Source organism: Rhizobium sp. CB3090 (assembly GCF_029714285.1).
Taxonomy (GTDB): Bacteria; Pseudomonadota; Alphaproteobacteria; order Rhizobiales; family Rhizobiaceae; genus Rhizobium.
In genome coordinates, this window is sequence record NZ_CP121663.1 from 717,287 (window position 1) to 732,387 (window position 15,101).

Annotated in this window: 13 protein-coding genes and 1 pseudogene; 4 read left to right on the forward strand and 10 right to left on the reverse strand. The window is 60.7% G+C overall.

The genetic code is table 11. The annotated features are described in order from the left end of the window. Nucleotides 1–32: 32 nt before the first annotated feature. From QA646_RS21975 to QA646_RS22010, 8 genes are all read right to left on the reverse strand, one after another. On the reverse strand, nucleotides 33–1,118 hold the full coding sequence (locus QA646_RS21975; protein WP_283060359.1) for an ATP-binding cassette domain-containing protein: 1,086 nt from the start codon (nucleotides 1,116–1,118) through the stop codon (nucleotides 33–35). A gap of 3 nt (nucleotides 1,119–1,121) precedes the next feature. Next, nucleotides 1,122–2,030 carry a carbohydrate ABC transporter permease gene (locus QA646_RS21980; RefSeq protein ID WP_283060360.1) on the reverse strand — a complete coding sequence of 303 codons (909 nt, stop codon included), beginning with the start codon at nucleotides 2,028–2,030 and terminating at the stop codon, nucleotides 1,122–1,124. Further along, nucleotides 2,030–2,968 carry a sugar ABC transporter permease gene (locus tag QA646_RS21985; protein WP_283060361.1) on the reverse strand — a complete coding sequence of 313 codons (939 nt, stop codon included), beginning with the start codon at nucleotides 2,966–2,968 and terminating at the stop codon, nucleotides 2,030–2,032. The genes QA646_RS21980 and QA646_RS21985 overlap by 1 nt, the downstream gene beginning before the upstream one ends. Nucleotides 2,969–3,044: 76 nt before the next feature. After that, nucleotides 3,045–4,292: an ABC transporter substrate-binding protein gene (locus tag QA646_RS21990; protein ID WP_283060362.1), complete on the reverse strand. Its 1,248-nt coding sequence runs from the start codon at nucleotides 4,290–4,292 to the stop codon at nucleotides 3,045–3,047. Nucleotides 4,293–4,507: 215 nt separating this feature from the next. Further along, a complete protein-coding gene (locus QA646_RS21995) occupies nucleotides 4,508–5,629 on the reverse strand; it encodes a Gfo/Idh/MocA family oxidoreductase (protein WP_283060363.1) in 1,122 nt (373 codons plus the stop codon). Between the two features lie 11 nt (nucleotides 5,630–5,640). Continuing rightward, nucleotides 5,641–6,570, reverse strand: coding sequence for a sugar phosphate isomerase/epimerase family protein (locus QA646_RS22000; RefSeq protein ID WP_283060364.1), 930 nt, complete (start codon nucleotides 6,568–6,570; stop codon nucleotides 5,641–5,643). A 213-nt stretch (nucleotides 6,571–6,783) separates the two neighbouring features. Further along, on the reverse strand, nucleotides 6,784–7,845 hold the full coding sequence (locus QA646_RS22005) for a substrate-binding domain-containing protein (RefSeq protein ID WP_283060365.1): 1,062 nt from the start codon (nucleotides 7,843–7,845) through the stop codon (nucleotides 6,784–6,786). Nucleotides 7,846–7,946: 101 nt separating this feature from the next. Next, nucleotides 7,947–9,641, reverse strand: coding sequence for a dihydroxy-acid dehydratase (locus QA646_RS22010; RefSeq protein WP_283060366.1), 1,695 nt, complete (start codon nucleotides 9,639–9,641; stop codon nucleotides 7,947–7,949). Nucleotides 9,642–9,839: 198 nt separating this feature from the next. Here QA646_RS22010 and QA646_RS22015 point away from each other — a divergent pair, with 198 nt between their 5' ends. Continuing rightward, on the forward strand, nucleotides 9,840–11,033 hold the full coding sequence (locus QA646_RS22015) for a Gfo/Idh/MocA family oxidoreductase (protein ID WP_283060367.1): 1,194 nt from the start codon (nucleotides 9,840–9,842) through the stop codon (nucleotides 11,031–11,033). Between the two features lie 95 nt (nucleotides 11,034–11,128). Continuing rightward, complete coding sequence (locus QA646_RS22020; protein ID WP_283060368.1) at nucleotides 11,129–11,278, forward strand: hypothetical protein; 150 nt, start codon at nucleotides 11,129–11,131, stop codon at nucleotides 11,276–11,278. A 172-nt stretch (nucleotides 11,279–11,450) separates the two neighbouring features. Here QA646_RS22020 and QA646_RS22025 read toward each other — a convergent pair whose 3' ends face one another. Further along, nucleotides 11,451–12,242 carry an aldolase/citrate lyase family protein gene (locus QA646_RS22025; RefSeq protein ID WP_283060369.1) on the reverse strand — a complete coding sequence of 264 codons (792 nt, stop codon included), beginning with the start codon at nucleotides 12,240–12,242 and terminating at the stop codon, nucleotides 11,451–11,453. A gap of 29 nt (nucleotides 12,243–12,271) precedes the next feature. Continuing rightward, nucleotides 12,272–12,421: pseudogene (locus QA646_RS22030) on the reverse strand (aldehyde dehydrogenase family protein); the annotation flags it as partial. Nucleotides 12,422–12,695: 274 nt separating this feature from the next. Between QA646_RS22030 and QA646_RS22035 the strand changes: the two are divergent. Continuing rightward, a complete protein-coding gene (locus tag QA646_RS22035) occupies nucleotides 12,696–13,343 on the forward strand; it encodes a TetR/AcrR family transcriptional regulator (protein ID WP_283060370.1) in 648 nt (215 codons plus the stop codon). 85 nt (nucleotides 13,344–13,428) lie between these two features. Beyond that, nucleotides 13,429–15,018: a gamma-glutamyltransferase gene (gene ggt / locus QA646_RS22040; RefSeq protein WP_283060371.1), complete on the forward strand. Its 1,590-nt coding sequence runs from the start codon at nucleotides 13,429–13,431 to the stop codon at nucleotides 15,016–15,018. The last annotated feature ends 83 nt before the right edge of the window (nucleotides 15,019–15,101 follow it).

Sequence of the window (15,101 nt, forward strand, 5' to 3'; positions counted from 1 at the left end):
GCTCCATCGAACGCGCGGCGCAGGTTGATCTCTCACAGACGCTGACCATCCTCGCCGAACAGGGAGGCGAGCGCCGGCTGGAAATAGACCGGTTGCTCGCTTTCCAACGCGACCTCCTCATCGGCATCGATGCGCACCGACATGCTCTCCATGCCGATCTGCCCCCAGACCAGATTGTCCGAGCCCATGGGTTCGACGATGCTGAAGGTTGCCGGCAGGCTGGACATGCGGCCGTTGGCGGCGGTGAATTGCATCTGTTCCGGCCGCACACCGAGCGTTGCGGGGCGGCCGTCGCCAGGCGTGCCCGAGAATTCATAGCCATTAAGGTCGATCTTGCGTCCATCGGGCAAGATGAAGGCGGGCGTATCGCCATTGCTCGCCACCTGCCCCGACAGGAAGTTCATGGATGGCGAGCCGACGAAACCGGCGACGAAGCGGTTGACGGGACGGCGATAGATTTCCTTCGGCGCGGCGAACTGCTGGATGACGCCGCCGCTCATGACCGCGATGCGGTCGGCAAGCGTCAGCGCTTCGATCTGGTCGTGCGTGACGTAGATCATCGTAGAGCCGAGCCCGGCATGCAGGCGCTTCAGCTCGACGCGCAGCTCGGTACGGAGCTTGGCATCGAGGTTGGAGAGCGGTTCGTCGAACAGGAAGACATCGACATCGCGTACAAGAGCGCGTCCGATGGCGACGCGCTGTCGTTGGCCGCCCGAAAGCTCGCCCGGCCGCCGCTTGCGCAGCGGGTCGATCTGCAGGATCCGCACGGCGCGGTCGACGCGTTCGGCAATCTCGTCCTTGGCCATGCCGGCGATGCGCAGGCCGAAGGAAAGATTCCCCTCGACCGTCATCGTCGGATAGAGCGCGTAGGACTGGAAGACCATGCCGATGCCGCGGTCCTTCGGCTCCTCCCAGGTGACGTTCCTGTCGCCGATCCAGATTTGGCCGCCGCTGATGTCGGTAAGGCCGGCGATGGCGTTGAGCAACGTGGACTTGCCGCAGCCGGACGGCCCGAGGAGAACGATGAACTCGCCCGACTGGATTTCAAGATTCAACGATTTCAGCACGCTGATGCTGCCGAAATCGATTGCAAGTTCGCGGATGGAAACATTGGCCATGGATTATCCCTTGACTGCGCCGGCGGTAATACCGCGCACAAACCAGCGACCCGAACCGAAATAGACGATCAGCGGAACCAGGGCCGTTAGGATGGTTGCCGCCATGTTGACGTTGTAGAGCTTTTCGCCTTGGGTGGAGTTGACGATGTTGTTGAGCTGAACCGTCATCGGGAAGTTTTCCCGCCCGGCGAAGACCACGCCGAAGAGGAAGTCGTTCCAGATGCCGGTCACCTGCAGGATGGCCGCCACCACCAGAATCGGGATCGACATCGGGATCATCAGCCGGAAGAAGATCTGCCACAATCCGGCACCATCGACGCGGGCTGCCTTGAACAACTCCATCGGCAGGCTGGAATAATAGTTGCGGAACAGCAGTGTCAGCACCGGCAGGCCGAAAACCGTGTGGGTGATGATGATGCAGGGCAGTGTCGAATAGATGCCGACGCCGCGGTAGATGAGCACAAGCGGATAGATGAACACCTGATAGGGAATGAAGGCGCCGAGCAGCAGGACGGCGAAGAGAACATTGGCCCCCTTCACCCGCCAGAAGGACAGCGCATAGCCGGTCAGCGACGAGATGAAGATGGACATTATCATGCTCGGTATCAGGATCTTCACCGAATTCCAGAATCCGACGCTGATGCCGCCGCATTCGAGGCCGGTGCAAGCCGTGCTCCACGCCTGCACCCAGGCTTCGCCTGTCCAGACCCGAGGAAAGGCGAAGATATTGCCCTGGCGGATTTCCGGCATGGATTTCAGCGAGGTGACGATCATCACATAGAGCGGCAGCAGGAAGAACAGGGCCGCGATGACGAGGAAAGTGTAGAGGCCGATGCGCGCCGGAGACAGATGCTGCGGCTTGCGCCCGGTCGGCCCGCCGGCGGCGACTGCGACGGAAGATGGCATTGTCATCAGCTCCCCCTCGGTTTTTCACGGAAATATTCGTAATAGAGCCATGGCGTGACCAGAATGACCACGGTGATGAACATGACGGTCGAGGCCCCGGTCGCAAGAGCGATATTGCCGCGGCCGAAGAGGTAATCCATGATGAATTTTCCAGGCACCTCGGTAGATATTCCTGGCCCACCGCCGGTCGTCGCCAGCACCAGTTCGTAGACCCTGACCACGGCGATCGCCAGAAGCACGCTGGCGGTGATGATGGTCGGCCTCAGGATCGGAATGACGATGTGGAGATAGACGCGCCATGCCGGTACGCCGTCGATGCGTGTGGCCTTCCACAGTTCGCGATCGACGCCGCGCAATCCGGCCAGCATGATCGCCATCACCAATCCGGACGACTGCCAGATGCCGGCGAGCACGATGACGTAGAGCGCGAGATCGCTTTGGACGATCCAGTCGAAGCGGATCCAGGTGAAGCCGATGCTGTCTGCAACTTTCTGCAAGCCGAGCGTCGGGTTCATGATCCACTGCCAGACAAGCCCGGTAACGATGAAGGACATTGCGAAGGGATAGAGAAAGATCGTCCGGAAGGTATTTTCGAACCGGACCTTCTGATCGAGCGCGACGGCCAGAAGAAAGCCGAGGATCAGGCAGCCGGCGATGAAGAGTACGCCGAAGACGATGACGTTCTGCAGCGATATCAACCAGCGTGCTGTCGTGAACAGTCGTTCGTATTGTTTTGTGCCGACAAAGATGTTGACCGGCAGCACCTTGCTGTCCGTGAACGATATCCAAATGTTCCAGACAACCGTCACGACATAGGCGAGCAAGACGATGATAAAGGCTGGGAACAAGGCGACATAGGCGGAAAGATGCCGCTTCTTCCTGGTGGCAGTCGTCCCGGCGCCGGCCCCAGCAATGGTTCCGGCAGCGGTTTCGGGAGTACTCATGGCTTCACCTCCTCCTCAGCATTCATGGAAGCCGGCAGCAGGTAAGCCCTGCCGCCGCATGGATGTCGGATGAGGCTTATTTCGCCTGCTCGATGACCTGTGCGAACTGGTCGGCGAACTGGTCGGCTGTCATGCTCGGGGTCGTCCAATACTGAGCGACGAGGTCCTGTTCGGTCTGAACGATGTCCTGAGCCGTGAGCACATCCGGCGCCAGGATCTGGCGGCTCGGATCCTTGAGCGCAGTCAGGCCCTTCTGGGCGCAGGCGTCAAGCTTCGAGGTATCAACGTCGAGGCGGACCGGCACGGAGCCCTTCTTTGAGTTGAAGGCGAGCTGGCCTTCCTTGGACATGATCACAGTCGCAAGCAGCGTCTGCGCATCGGTCGCGGCCTTGTCCTTCAGGACCGGGAAGACGAAGATGTCGCCGCCCATCATGAAGTTGGATTCACCCGGTCCGAGAATGCAGCCGAAATCCTTGTCGGCAACCATGTTGGCATGAATGAACTCGCCTTTGGCCCAGTCGCCCATGAACTGGATGCCGGCCTTGCCGTCGATCAGCATTCCGGTCGCAACGTTCCAATCACGGTTCGGGCTACCCGGATCCTGATAGTTGCGCAGCTTGGCGAAGACTTCCGCTACATGCTTGAACTTGTCGGACTTGACGGCGTCGGTATCGAGATCCTTCCAGACCTTGCTGTAGAGTTCCTTGCCGCCCTCTCCGAGCAGGATGGAATTGAACATCGACTGAAGCTGCCAGGGCTGGCCACCGACGGCGACAGGAATCAGGCCGGCGGCCTTGATCTTGTCGAGAGCAGCAAACATTTCATCCCAAGTCTTCGGCTCTTCGGTCACACCGGCTTTCTTGAAGACGGCCTTGGAATAGAAGATCCAGTTCTGGCCGTGGTCGTTGATCGGTGCGCCGTAGATATGGCCTTGGTACTGGATGGCATTGTAGAAGGCCGGCGTCAGTGCCGACTTCCAGTCCTGTTCCTTGGCGAGATCGTCGAGTGGACGCAGCAGGCCCTGCTGAGCCAGGTCGTTCATCTGCGTGCCGGTGTTGAACTGCATAGCTGTCGGCGGATTGCCGCCGATGATGCGGTTGATGCCGATCGGACGTGCGGTCGAGCCGGACCCCGCGATCGCGGTGTCCACCCATTGGCCACCGGCGGCGTTGAATGCATTGGCCAGTTCGCGCACGGCGGCGGCTTCGCCACCGGATGTCCACCAGTGCAGGACCTCGGCTCTCTTTCCCTCAGCCTGAGCGCCGGTAACGCCGACTGCGATCAGCGCCGTGGCGCCAACCAATGCCATTAACAATCCACGCATATGCTCCTCCTCTTTTGATGGCGTTCTTCTGAATACCTGTATTTCAGCCACCGCCGTCCAAAGGCCATCGGGTGCCGAATGCTGTCGTCCTCCAAGATTGCGCCGCCGGGCCTCCATTCCCTGCGGCGAACGGGCAATGCTTCCTCGACATCGCCCCTTCGTCAAGCATGCAGTCTGAGAGGACTGCCAATTCTCCTAACCCTCTATAACCCAGCCTATGCGAAACGTCCCTCATTAATTGCGCGCGGGATCGGATCCGGCCGGCCACAACTGCTGTGGATTGCAATCACCTTGCGCGACTGTGCCGAACGTTCGAATGCCGTCATCACCTCCAGCGCGTGAAAGGCGAGTTCCGACGATACGCGATGCTGGCGTCCAGCGCGAAGGGAATCTATCATTTCGGCCGCGCCCAAACCACGCAGTCCAAGATGGCCCGGCACGCCTTCCGTGTACGGATGGTCAACCGGGATATCTTCCCAAGTTTCACCGCCTTCGCGAAAGATCTCAACTTTGCCGGTAAAGTTGTTCGGGTCCGGTGTTACCATGCTTCCTTCGGAGCCGTAAATCTCGATCTGATTGTGCTTATGCTTGATGATATCGAAACTGGTGGCAATGGTGATCGTCGCACCGCTGTGGAACTCCATGATGCCGGTCAGGTGCGTCGGCACCAGCACCTTGATCGTCTCGCCGCGGCGTGGATCGGTCTTCACCGTGCGTTCGATGCGGGTGACCTTGGCGGTGCCGAAGACTTCACGCACCGGACCGAGCAGCGCGATCAGGTTGGTGACGTAATAGGGTCCGACATCGAGCATGGGGCCGCCACCGCGGCCGTAGAAGAAGGCCGGATTCGGATGCCAGTGCTCATGACCGGGCAGAAGCAGCATGGCCGTGGCCGACACAGCCTTGCCGATGCGGCCTTCATCATACAGCCGGCGCGTCAACTGGTGGCCGCCACCGAGGAACGTGTCGGGCGCGCAGCCGAGCCGCAGGTCGCCGGCGCGAGCGATCGACATCAGCTCTTCGGCTTCCGCCAGGCTGATGCCGAGCGGCTTTTCCGAATAGACATGCTTTCCGGCGAGAAGCGCCTTCTTGCTGATGGCGTAGTGCGAAACCGGTGTGGTCAGATTGATGATCAGACCGATTTCCGGGTCGGAAAGCATGGCATCGAGCGTGACGGCCTCGATGCCGAATTGGGCGGCGAGTTTTTTCGCCGGCTCTTCATAGAGGTCGCAGATCGACTTGACGCGAATGAAATCGAACATATTCAGGGTTGCGACATAGGTGGCGCTGATATTGCCGGCGCCGACGATGCCGACTTTCATGGGTGCGGTGCTCATGGATATGGCCTTTAGGAAATGGTGATATTGAGTTCAGCGGCGGCGTCGCGCAGATAGCTCATGCCGCGCCGCATCTCCTGATCGAATTCGGGCGTCGCCTCGCGGAAATGCGTCCAGTGCGATGCGCCGGGCGCATCCTCCAGTTCCAGCGTGATCGGGCCGGAATAGCCGATCGTCTGCAGAGCGGCGAAAATCGCCTTCCAATCGATCTTGCCGCGGCCGGGACGCCAGTGGGCGTTGGTATGGCCTTCATTGTCGGAGAAATGCGTGTTGTAGATGCGGTCGCCGAGCGCCAGCACGACATAATGCGGCATATCGCCGGCGGGGAAGAGATGACTGGGGTCGAAGTTCAGGCCCAGGTTCGAAGCACCGGTCCGCTCGATCAGCCGGAGAATGCCCTGCCCGGAGCTGACCCAGCGATAAGGATGCGGCTCAATGGCGACGCGCAGCCCGGCCGCGCCGGCAATTTCGCATGCCTCGGCGAAACCGTCGACGACGGCGTTGTATTCCGCCGTCCAGTCCCATTGCGGCTCGACGGCGGCCGTCCACTCCTGCGAGATCGGCCGCTGCAGGATCGGCTTGACATCGGATTGGAAGGGATAGGGTGTCATGCTGGTCATGATCGGCACGCCGATCTCGGCCACGACATCGACGCCGCGCTTATAGCCGTCAAGATCGACAGTGGAAAAGGCCGCACCTGCCTGGCGATTGAAGGGCAGGTTGAAGAAGAAATTGGTGAGCGTTAGCCCCTCGCCCTCAGCGATCTCCTTCAGACCGCGGATCGTCGCAGGCGTATAATAGTCCAGCATATCGACCGACCAGGCGGTAAGCTCGAAACCCTTGCAGCCGGTCTGCGCGAGCCGCTTCAGCGGCGCCTCATAAGGCGGGTTCCAGTTGAACGTCCAGATTGGTGATCCGAAAAAAAGCGAGCCTGTGGCCACGGCATCCTCCCACGGAATGCGGTCGCCTGCGAGATACGAGGCTCCCGTTCTCTTGCTGACATTTCCTGCCGCACAGAGCCTCAAAACCCCTCTGATCGGCAATTCGTAACGTTACGAATGATAGATAGCCACAACTCTGTCAAGCAACCACTTTCAAATGATAACGTTACGAATGGCTTCGACAAATCACGTGATATTGCCAGTGAACTGAAATTACGAAGAGAGCGCCTGACTGTCGTGATCTACGAATTCGGCATGGACGAGTTCGCGCAGATCGCGCGGATCGTCGCCGGCAATCGCGCGATGTAAGAGGGAGGCCAAGCGCTCCCCGATGATATAGTTGGAATAGTAGAAGGCGCTGAGCGGCGGATTGAAGAAATCGTGCAATCGGGTGCCGCCATAGGTGATCAATCCGAAATCCTTGCCCGCGTCCCGGCCGGTCTTGCGCAGCCCGGCGAGGAAGCCGAGGGCAGCCTCTTCGCTGGCGACGAAGGCGCCGGTCGCCTCCGGATGCCAGGCGATGATATTTTTCGCCAGTTCCTCGCCGCTATCCGGCGTCGTTGCGGCAAAATGGATAAGATCATCGGGAACAGCGAGATTGCGCGCCGTAAAAGTCTTGCTCCAGCCTTTGACAAATTGCAGGCTGTAGGTGAACTGGCTGGACGGCGCGATCAGGAGAGGCCGGCGATGGCCGGCATCGAGGAGCAACCGCGCCGCTTCCGCACCGATCGTCTCGTGATCGAGGTCGACGCTCGGGTGGACGCTCAAGAGCTCGGTGCGCCCGAAGGTGACGAAAGGCGTGCCGACCTCCAGCAGATATTTGACGCGGTCGTCCTGCGGTCTCGTATGGGTGATGATGATGCCGTCGACGGAGCCCTCTTCGACAAGATCGCGAACCGTCGCCAAAGGGTCGTCCGCCTGCAACTGCGGCACGACGGTTGTCCGATAGCCGCAGCCCTTCATCTGGCGCGACACGCCTTCCACCAGCGAGGCGACGACGATGTTCATCTCACCTTCGCGCTCGAAGGGCAGAACGATGCCGATCGCATGGGTCTTGCCGGTCCGGAGATTGAGGCCGCCGAGGTTTGGGCGATAGCCGAGTTCGCCGGCCACCCGCTTCACCAGCTCGATCGTTTCGCGATTGACTTCAGGGCCTTCCTTTAGCGCGCGGCTGACAGTGGTGATCGACAGGCCAAGTGCGGTTGCGACCGTTCGCAACGTCACCCGCTGACCCGCATCACGCCGCAACCCGCGCCTGATCCCCGATCCCTGCATGCTGGACAAATCCCACCGCTTTATGTTGTCTGCGCGACAATGCCCGCTGTCGGAAGCGCGTGCAAGCATCACTCTCAGGCCGCCCGGTATCACGTTCTATATCAATGGCTTTCATCGACCAGAAAATCGAGGTCGCAGCCGTCTTCTGCCTGCAGGACGTGTCTGTTGTAGAGGCCAAGCCAGCCGCGGGTCTCTACGGGAGGTGCGGGCGTCGGATCTCGCTTGGCAAGCTCCGTCTCGTCGACCAGCAGATCCAGCCGCCGCTCTTTGACGCTGATGCGGATCAGATCTCTGTTCCGCACACGCGCCAACGGCCCGCCGGCCGCCGATTCGGGAGAGACATGCAGCACGATCGTCCCGTAAGCCGTGCCGCTCATCCGCGCGTCGGAGATGCGCAGCATGTCCTTCACGCCCTTGCGCGCCAGCTTGGCGGGGATCGGCAGATAGCCCGCCTCCGGCATGCCGGCGGCCTTCGCGCCGGCATTCTTCAGCACGAGAATATCATCTTCAATGACATCGAGGTCTGGATCGTCGATCCGGTCTGAAAGATCCTTGAGGCCATCGAAAACGACGGCGCGGCCTGTCTTTTCGAAAAGCCTCTCGTCTGCCGCCGCACGCTTGAGGATCGCCCCTTTCGGCGCCAGATTTCCGAACAGCGCCACGAGACCGCCGTCAGCTCGTATCGGCTTCTCGACAGGGCGGATGATCTTATCGTCAACCCACGCATCGTCATCGGGAAGAAGTTCAGACAGCGTTTCGCCCGTGACCGTGCGCGCCGATAAGTCGAGGTGATCGCCAAGACGATTCAGCAGTGCGCCGACGCCTCCGGCGTAGAAAAAATCCTCCATATAGGCGTCGCCCGTCGGCTTGAGATCGACGAGGACAGGCGTCGCATCGGACGTCGCGTTCAGCGCCTGCAGATCGACCTTCAGGCCGAGACGACCGGCAATCGCCGCCAGATGAATGATGGCATTTGTCGAACCACCGATCGCAAGCAAGGTCTTCAGCGCATTGTCGATACTCGCCTGCGTGACCGTCTCGCGTATGGTCGTTCCCGAGGAAACCAGGTCCATGGCGGCAACACCCGTCGCCTCTGCTGCCCGCAAGCGATCGGCGTGAACGGCGGGAATGGCCGCCGTTCCTGGCAACATCAGGCCCATCACCTCCAGCAGGATCGCCATGCTGCTGGCCGTTCCCATCACCGCACAGGTGCCTGCCGTCGTCGCCAGAGCGCCTTCCACCTCATCGATCTGCCTGTCGTTCAGCTCGCCGGCACGATAGCGGCCCCAGAAGCGGCGGCAATCCGTGCAGGCGCCGAGCCGCTCGCCTTGATAACGCGAGGTCATCATCGGCCCGGTGGCGAGCATGATCGCCGGCTTGCCGGCGGAGGCCGCGCCCATCACCAGTGCCGGCAAGCTCTTGTCGCAGCCGCCGACGAGCACGACGGCATCCATCGGCTGGGCGCGAACCATTTCTTCCACATCCATCGCCATCAGATTGCGGAAGACCATGCTGGTCGGATTGAGGAAGACTTCACCGAGCGAGGTCACGGGGAAATCGAGCGGCAGGCCGCCGGATGTCAGCACGCCGCGTTTGACCGCCTCCACCAGCTCCGGCACGTTGCGGTGACAATTGTTGAAGCCGCTTGCCGTCCAGGTGATGCCGATCACGGGCTTTTCCAACATGGCGCGGGAATACCCCATCGAAGAGGCGAAAGAGCGGCGCAGGTAGGCGGCAAAGCGAGGATCCCCGTAATTGGTGAGGCCGTTGCGGATACCTTTTCCCGGTTTGCTCATATCTGCCCCCTATTTTTGGAAAAATGCACTTCCGGATCGACCGTCGGGATTGGTGGCGAATAGTCAATCAAATTATGACCCGTAAACTACACACGTTTCCTTTGCGCGCCGCCTGCGAAATGTCGAGCGCGGCGCTGTGCTGGTGTTAGGATTGCGCTATCTCATTTCTCTCATCGGCCAGCATGAAAGGCGGGTTACATGTCGCAGGCTGTGGTTTTCAAACTTCTTGGCAGGCGGGTGCGGCTCGGCCTGATCGGCGGTGCGCAGGGCTCACTTATTGGTCCGGTACATCGCACGGCGGCGCGCCTTGACGATTGCTTCGATCTCGTCGCCGGCGTCTTTTCATCCGATCCGGAGCGGTCGCTCAACTCCGCCCATGCCTTCGGCATCAAGCGCGGCTATGCGGATGTCCCGAGCATGATCGAAGCCGAAACCGTGCGGGCTGACGGCATCGACGCCGTTGCCATCATGACGCCGAACGATAGCCATTATGAATACGCCGCGGCCGCTCTCGATGCCGGTCTTGACGTCATCTGCGACAAGCCGCTGACCAACGATTACGATAGCGCGCTGGCGCTCGCTCGCAAGGCGCACGACCGCGGCCGTATCCTGTCGCTCACCCATAATTACTCCGGCTACCCCATGGTGCGCGAGGCGCGCGCCACCGTCACCGGCGGCGAGATCGGCGCGCTCCGTCTCGTCAATGTCCGCTACGTACAGGGCTCGCTTAGCCGACCTGTCGAGGCCGAGCCGGACAAGATGGCGCCACGCACCAAATGGCGGCTCGATACGGCCAAGGGCGGAAAGAGCCATGTGCTCGGCGATATCGGCGTGCATGCGCATCAACTGATGAGCTTTGTTTGCGGCCGCCGCATCGCCGCAGTTCTTGCCGATGTCGGCCCATCGCTGCCCGGCCGTACGGCACATGATACGGCGCAAGTGATCCTGAAGTTCGATGACGGCACGCGGGGCCAGATGCTGGTGAGCAAGGTGGCGACCGGCGCGCAGAATGTCGTCAGCATCGAGGCTTATGGCGAAGACGGCGGCATCTCGTGGAACCAGGCCGACGCCAATGATCTGCGAGTCATGCGGCTGAACCGCGCCGACGAGCTCCGCACGCGCGGCCTGCCCAGCCTGCATCCGCATGCTCAGCGAGGCACCCGCCTGCCCATCGGCCACCCGGAAGCCTTCTTCGAAGCCTTCGCCAATATCTATACCGATTTCGCCGAACTGGTGGCGGCCCGCATTGCCGGCGCCGAGCCTGATCCGCTGGCCCATTTGACTCCTAATGCCTGGACCGGCGTTGACGGCCTCGCCTTCATCGACGCTTGCCTGGACTCGACGGCGACGGGAACGTGGGCTGAGGTGAAGTACGAGCACGATCGGTTCTGATCGGTGGATCGCCATCCTTGTTGCAAGCACCCTCGCATTCCTACGAGAATCATATTAGGCCTATTTCGCATAGGTTGTATATTTAGGGGAATGTTATGGACAAATATGCGAAAATGATTCTGACCGTGATAGCTGCTGCGCTGGTAGTCATCGCGGTGCAAAATTTTATTACGCCTGCTCAAGCCGTCGGCAATGGCTGCGGCTTCAACATGTATAATCCCTGCTATGTCAAACTCGCTCCTTAACTGGTGCCAATAACCGGGACCTTGGCCAGCGCTTTTTCATCTGGCTTCTTCCTCAGCATCAAGAAAAAAGTTGGCATCTGCAGCCATTTGAAGCCAAGGCGTCCGTTCGCAAAGGTTGTCCAATGCCGGACTACGAACGGCACGCCTGACTTGGCCGCAATCCCGACGATAGTCAGGAAACAGCAACCTTCCGAGCGGCGGTAATAGCAGCGCGAGCGCCGGAGCGGAGCTGGGCTGTTTCGGCACCGGCGATGACGAGATCCAGGCCGAGCTTCAGGAATTGCCCGGCGCGTTCGCCGTCGGTGCCAAAGGCGCAGATCAACTTGCCATGGGCGCGGCAGCGCGCCACGGCATGCGCCAATGTCTGATCGATCGCGGCGCTGTCGGGCGCCAGACGCGCGCCATTTGAAAGCGCGATGGAGAGATCGGACGGGCCGATGAAGATGCCGTCGACGCCGTCGACCGCGAGGATTTCATCGATAGCATCGAGCGCGGCACGGGTCTCGACCATGGCGATGGTGACGGTCAGTCCGTTGGCGCCCTGCAGATACTCGTCAGCCGCGATGCCGAAATGATTGAGCGCGAGCGACGGCCCCCAACTGCGTTCGCCGAGCGGCGGATATTTGGTTGCCTTGACCAAAGCACGGGCGTCATCGGCGGAATTGATCATCGGCGCGATGATGGCGGAGGCCCCGGCATCGAGCAGCCGCGAAGCCGAGGCGAAATCTCCGACCGGGATGCGCGCGATGGCCGGTTTGCCGGCGAGGCGCACCTGGGCAATGCCGTTCGCCGCAGAGGCCATGTCCCACATGCCATGCTGCATATCGAGGACGATGGCATCGAAAGATTCCTGCGACAGGTGATTCACCAGAAGCGGATCGGGCGTACCGATCCAGGCTGAGATCATGCCGCCATTTTCCCGCCGCTTCAGGCGGCCCGCGAAACCGTCGATATCATTGGTCATAGTGATTTTCCTCGATTATCAGGCCCACAAAGGCCGGATTGTTTCATGCCGTCGAATGGGGCGACGGCTGTGGAAATAAGATTTTCGTTGTCGCCGACAATACCGAATTCCAGCGCCTCGGCTACCCGAAAGATGCAGCCTGCATCGCGAGCGCAGAAATAAGAAGCAAGACCGGAGTCTGGGCTTGGCTATCCGGCAGCGGCGACCGCTGCAAGCTGGGTGGAGCTGGTCTCGGCCCTTATCAAGTCTTCGAAGGAAGAGTAGATGCCGTATCGGTGCACTCGCCCCCGCCGGCCTGCGGCAGCCGTGACGATCGCTGCGCTCGTCAGCGAGATGCCGATGACGAGCAGGACGGGAGGCCTGCAAAAATTCCCGTTCTGGTATTTAGGAAACTTATTGTTTTCCAAAATATGCGCTGTAAAATGGACGATAATAAGACTTTGGAAAACGAAAATGGTCGAAAATCAAATATTTGAGAAGCGCCCGCGCGGCCGACCGCAACTGCGCTGCGATGACGATACGAAAAGCCTGATCATTGAGGCTGCCGACGCACAATTTCGGGAAAGCGGCTATGCAGCCGCAAGCATCAATGCGATCGCCCAATCCGCCGGCGTCTCGACCAAGACGCTCTATCGGCTGTTTCCGACCAAGGCGGATTTGTTTTCAAGCATCGTTTCCGATCGCATAAGCCGGTTTTTTCTGGCGCTGGATCAGTCGACCCTGGAGACGATGGATTTGCGGCAAGGTTTGGAACGGCTGCTGACAGCCTATGGCATGTCGACGATGTCGGATGACACCATCGACATCATGCGTCTCGTCATCGCCGAATCGGACCGCTTTCCGGAAATCGCCACGTCCTTTTATGAGACGGCGATAGTCAGCTCGAACGCCATCATCGAAAAGTGGCTGATGACGCAGTGCGAACGCGGGCTGATCCGCCTGGAAGACCCGTATATGGCCTCCGGCATGCTGCGTGGAATGATGATCATGGAGCCGCAGCGCGCCGCCATCCTGCGCCAGCTCCCACCTCCAAACATTGCGGAGATCAGCCGCAGGGCACGAATCTGCGCTGAGGTCTTCCTGAAAGGTTGTCAGGTTTGATAGGTATCAATCCCGGCACGGATCGAGCGTGCCGGGACACGGCAGACGCGGACAGCAACAGACGATAGAGGACGTTGAAAGGCACATGCAGCAGCGCGATTTTTTCAAGCCGGGCCGTTCGGTCGCAGTTTCCGACAGAGGCATGGCGGCAACCTCGCACCCTCAGGCGACGCTTGCAGCCGTCGATATCCTGCGGGCCGGCGGCAATGCGGTCGATGCGGCCGTGGCGGCGGTGGCGCTGCAGTCAGTCATCGATCCGCACATGACGGGCATCGGCGGCGACTGCTTCGCTCTCTATAGCCCGGCCGGCGGCACGCCGATCGCGCTTAATGGCTCCGGCCGCGCACCGCAAAAGGCGAAGCTCGATTACTTCCTGGAGAAGGGCTTTACCGCCATTCCCGACGACAGTGCGCATGCCGTCACCATTCCCGGCGCAGTCGATGCCTGGTGCCGGCTGATCGGCTCCTATGGCCGTTTCGACATGGGCCGCGTGCTGGCGCCGGCAATCGCAGCCGCCGAAGACGGCTATTGCGTTACGCCGCGCGTCGAACTCGACTGGAGCCGCTACAGCGATCGGGTCGCCAAATACCCGGCTTCTGCTGCCTATTTCCTGCCGTATGGCCGCGCGCCGCGCATCGGCGAACGCGTAGCCAACCCTGCCCTCGCCGCGACGCTAAAAGCCATCGCCAAGGACGGTCGCGACGCCTTTTATCGCGGCAAGGTCGCGGAAGAAATTACTGAGCTTCTGCAATCGCTTGGCGGATTGCATGAAGAAAGTGATTTCGCTGATTACAAGGCATTCGAAACCGTGCCGATTTCCGGCAAGTACCGTGGCCGCGATCTGTTGGAGTGCCCGCCGAATGGCCAGGGCTTGGCCGCGCTGCTGATCACCCGCATTCTCGACGGCTTCGATCTTCGCGACCCCAAGCTCACTGAAGCGGATCGCATCCACTTGCTCGCCGAAGCAACCAAGGCCGGTTACGCTAGGCGCGATCAGCTCATCAGCGATCCCGACCACCTGACATTCAGCATCGACGAACTGCTGTCGGATCGGTCAGTTGCCGCCATGCGCTCGCAGATCAGCCTCGAACGTGCCGCCGACGCCGCGATCTGGGATGGGCCGACGCATAAGGACACGGTCTATGTCTCCGTCGTCGATCGCGACGGCAATGCGATTTCGCTGATCAATTCGATCTTCTTCGCTTTCGGCAGCGGCATCTACGCGCCGCGCGCCGGCGTGCTGTTGCAGAACCGTGGCGCAGGCTTCGTCGTCAAGGAGGGCCACCCGAACGCCATCGGCCCGAGCAAGCTACCCTTCCACACCATCATCCCGGCGATGCTGATGGAAAACGGCAAGACGCGCATGAGCTTCGGCGTCATGGGCGGGCAATACCAAGCCGTCGGCCATGCCCATATGCTGAGCCAGATGCTTGACCGCGATCTCGATCCGCAGCAGGCAAGCGATCAGCCGCGCAGCTTCTGCTACGACGGCAAGCTCTCGCTCGAACCGACGATTTCGGAAGACGTCAAGCGGGACCTCGAGCGCCGCGGCCATGTGACCGAATGGGCGGATGCTCCGATCGGCGGTGCGCAGGCGATTTGGATCGATCACGAGCGCGGCGTCCTCCTCGGCGCCTCCGACCACCGCAAGGACGGCATCGCGCTGGGGTATTGAGACCGCCATCGATGCTGCGCGATCTGCGCATCTCGACGATCTTCCTGTGAGAAAGCCGGCGCGTTGCCGGCTTCTCGAATTTT

Coding starts and splice junctions, on each gene's coding strand:
- QA646_RS22020 (WP_283060368.1), top strand. CDS start 11,129: ATGGACAAATATGCGAAAATGATTCTGACCGTGATAGCTGCTGCGCTG.
- ggt (WP_283060371.1), top strand. CDS start 13,429: ATGCAGCAGCGCGATTTTTTCAAGCCGGGCCGTTCGGTCGCAGTTTCC.
- QA646_RS21980 (WP_283060360.1), bottom strand. CDS start 2,030: ATGACAATGCCATCTTCCGTCGCAGTCGCCGCCGGCGGGCCGACCGGG.
- QA646_RS22010 (WP_283060366.1), bottom strand. CDS start 9,641: ATGAGCAAACCGGGAAAAGGTATCCGCAACGGCCTCACCAATTACGGG.
- QA646_RS21995 (WP_283060363.1), bottom strand. CDS start 5,629: ATGAGCACCGCACCCATGAAAGTCGGCATCGTCGGCGCCGGCAATATC.
- QA646_RS22025 (WP_283060369.1), bottom strand. CDS start 12,242: ATGACCAATGATATCGACGGTTTCGCGGGCCGCCTGAAGCGGCGGGAA.
- QA646_RS22015 (WP_283060367.1), top strand. CDS start 9,840: ATGTCGCAGGCTGTGGTTTTCAAACTTCTTGGCAGGCGGGTGCGGCTC.
- QA646_RS22035 (WP_283060370.1), top strand. CDS start 12,696: ATGGTCGAAAATCAAATATTTGAGAAGCGCCCGCGCGGCCGACCGCAA.
- QA646_RS22005 (WP_283060365.1), bottom strand. CDS start 7,845: ATGCAGGGATCGGGGATCAGGCGCGGGTTGCGGCGTGATGCGGGTCAG.
- QA646_RS21985 (WP_283060361.1), bottom strand. CDS start 2,968: ATGAGTACTCCCGAAACCGCTGCCGGAACCATTGCTGGGGCCGGCGCC.
- QA646_RS21975 (WP_283060359.1), bottom strand. CDS start 1,118: ATGGCCAATGTTTCCATCCGCGAACTTGCAATCGATTTCGGCAGCATC.
- QA646_RS21990 (WP_283060362.1), bottom strand. CDS start 4,292: ATGCGTGGATTGTTAATGGCATTGGTTGGCGCCACGGCGCTGATCGCA.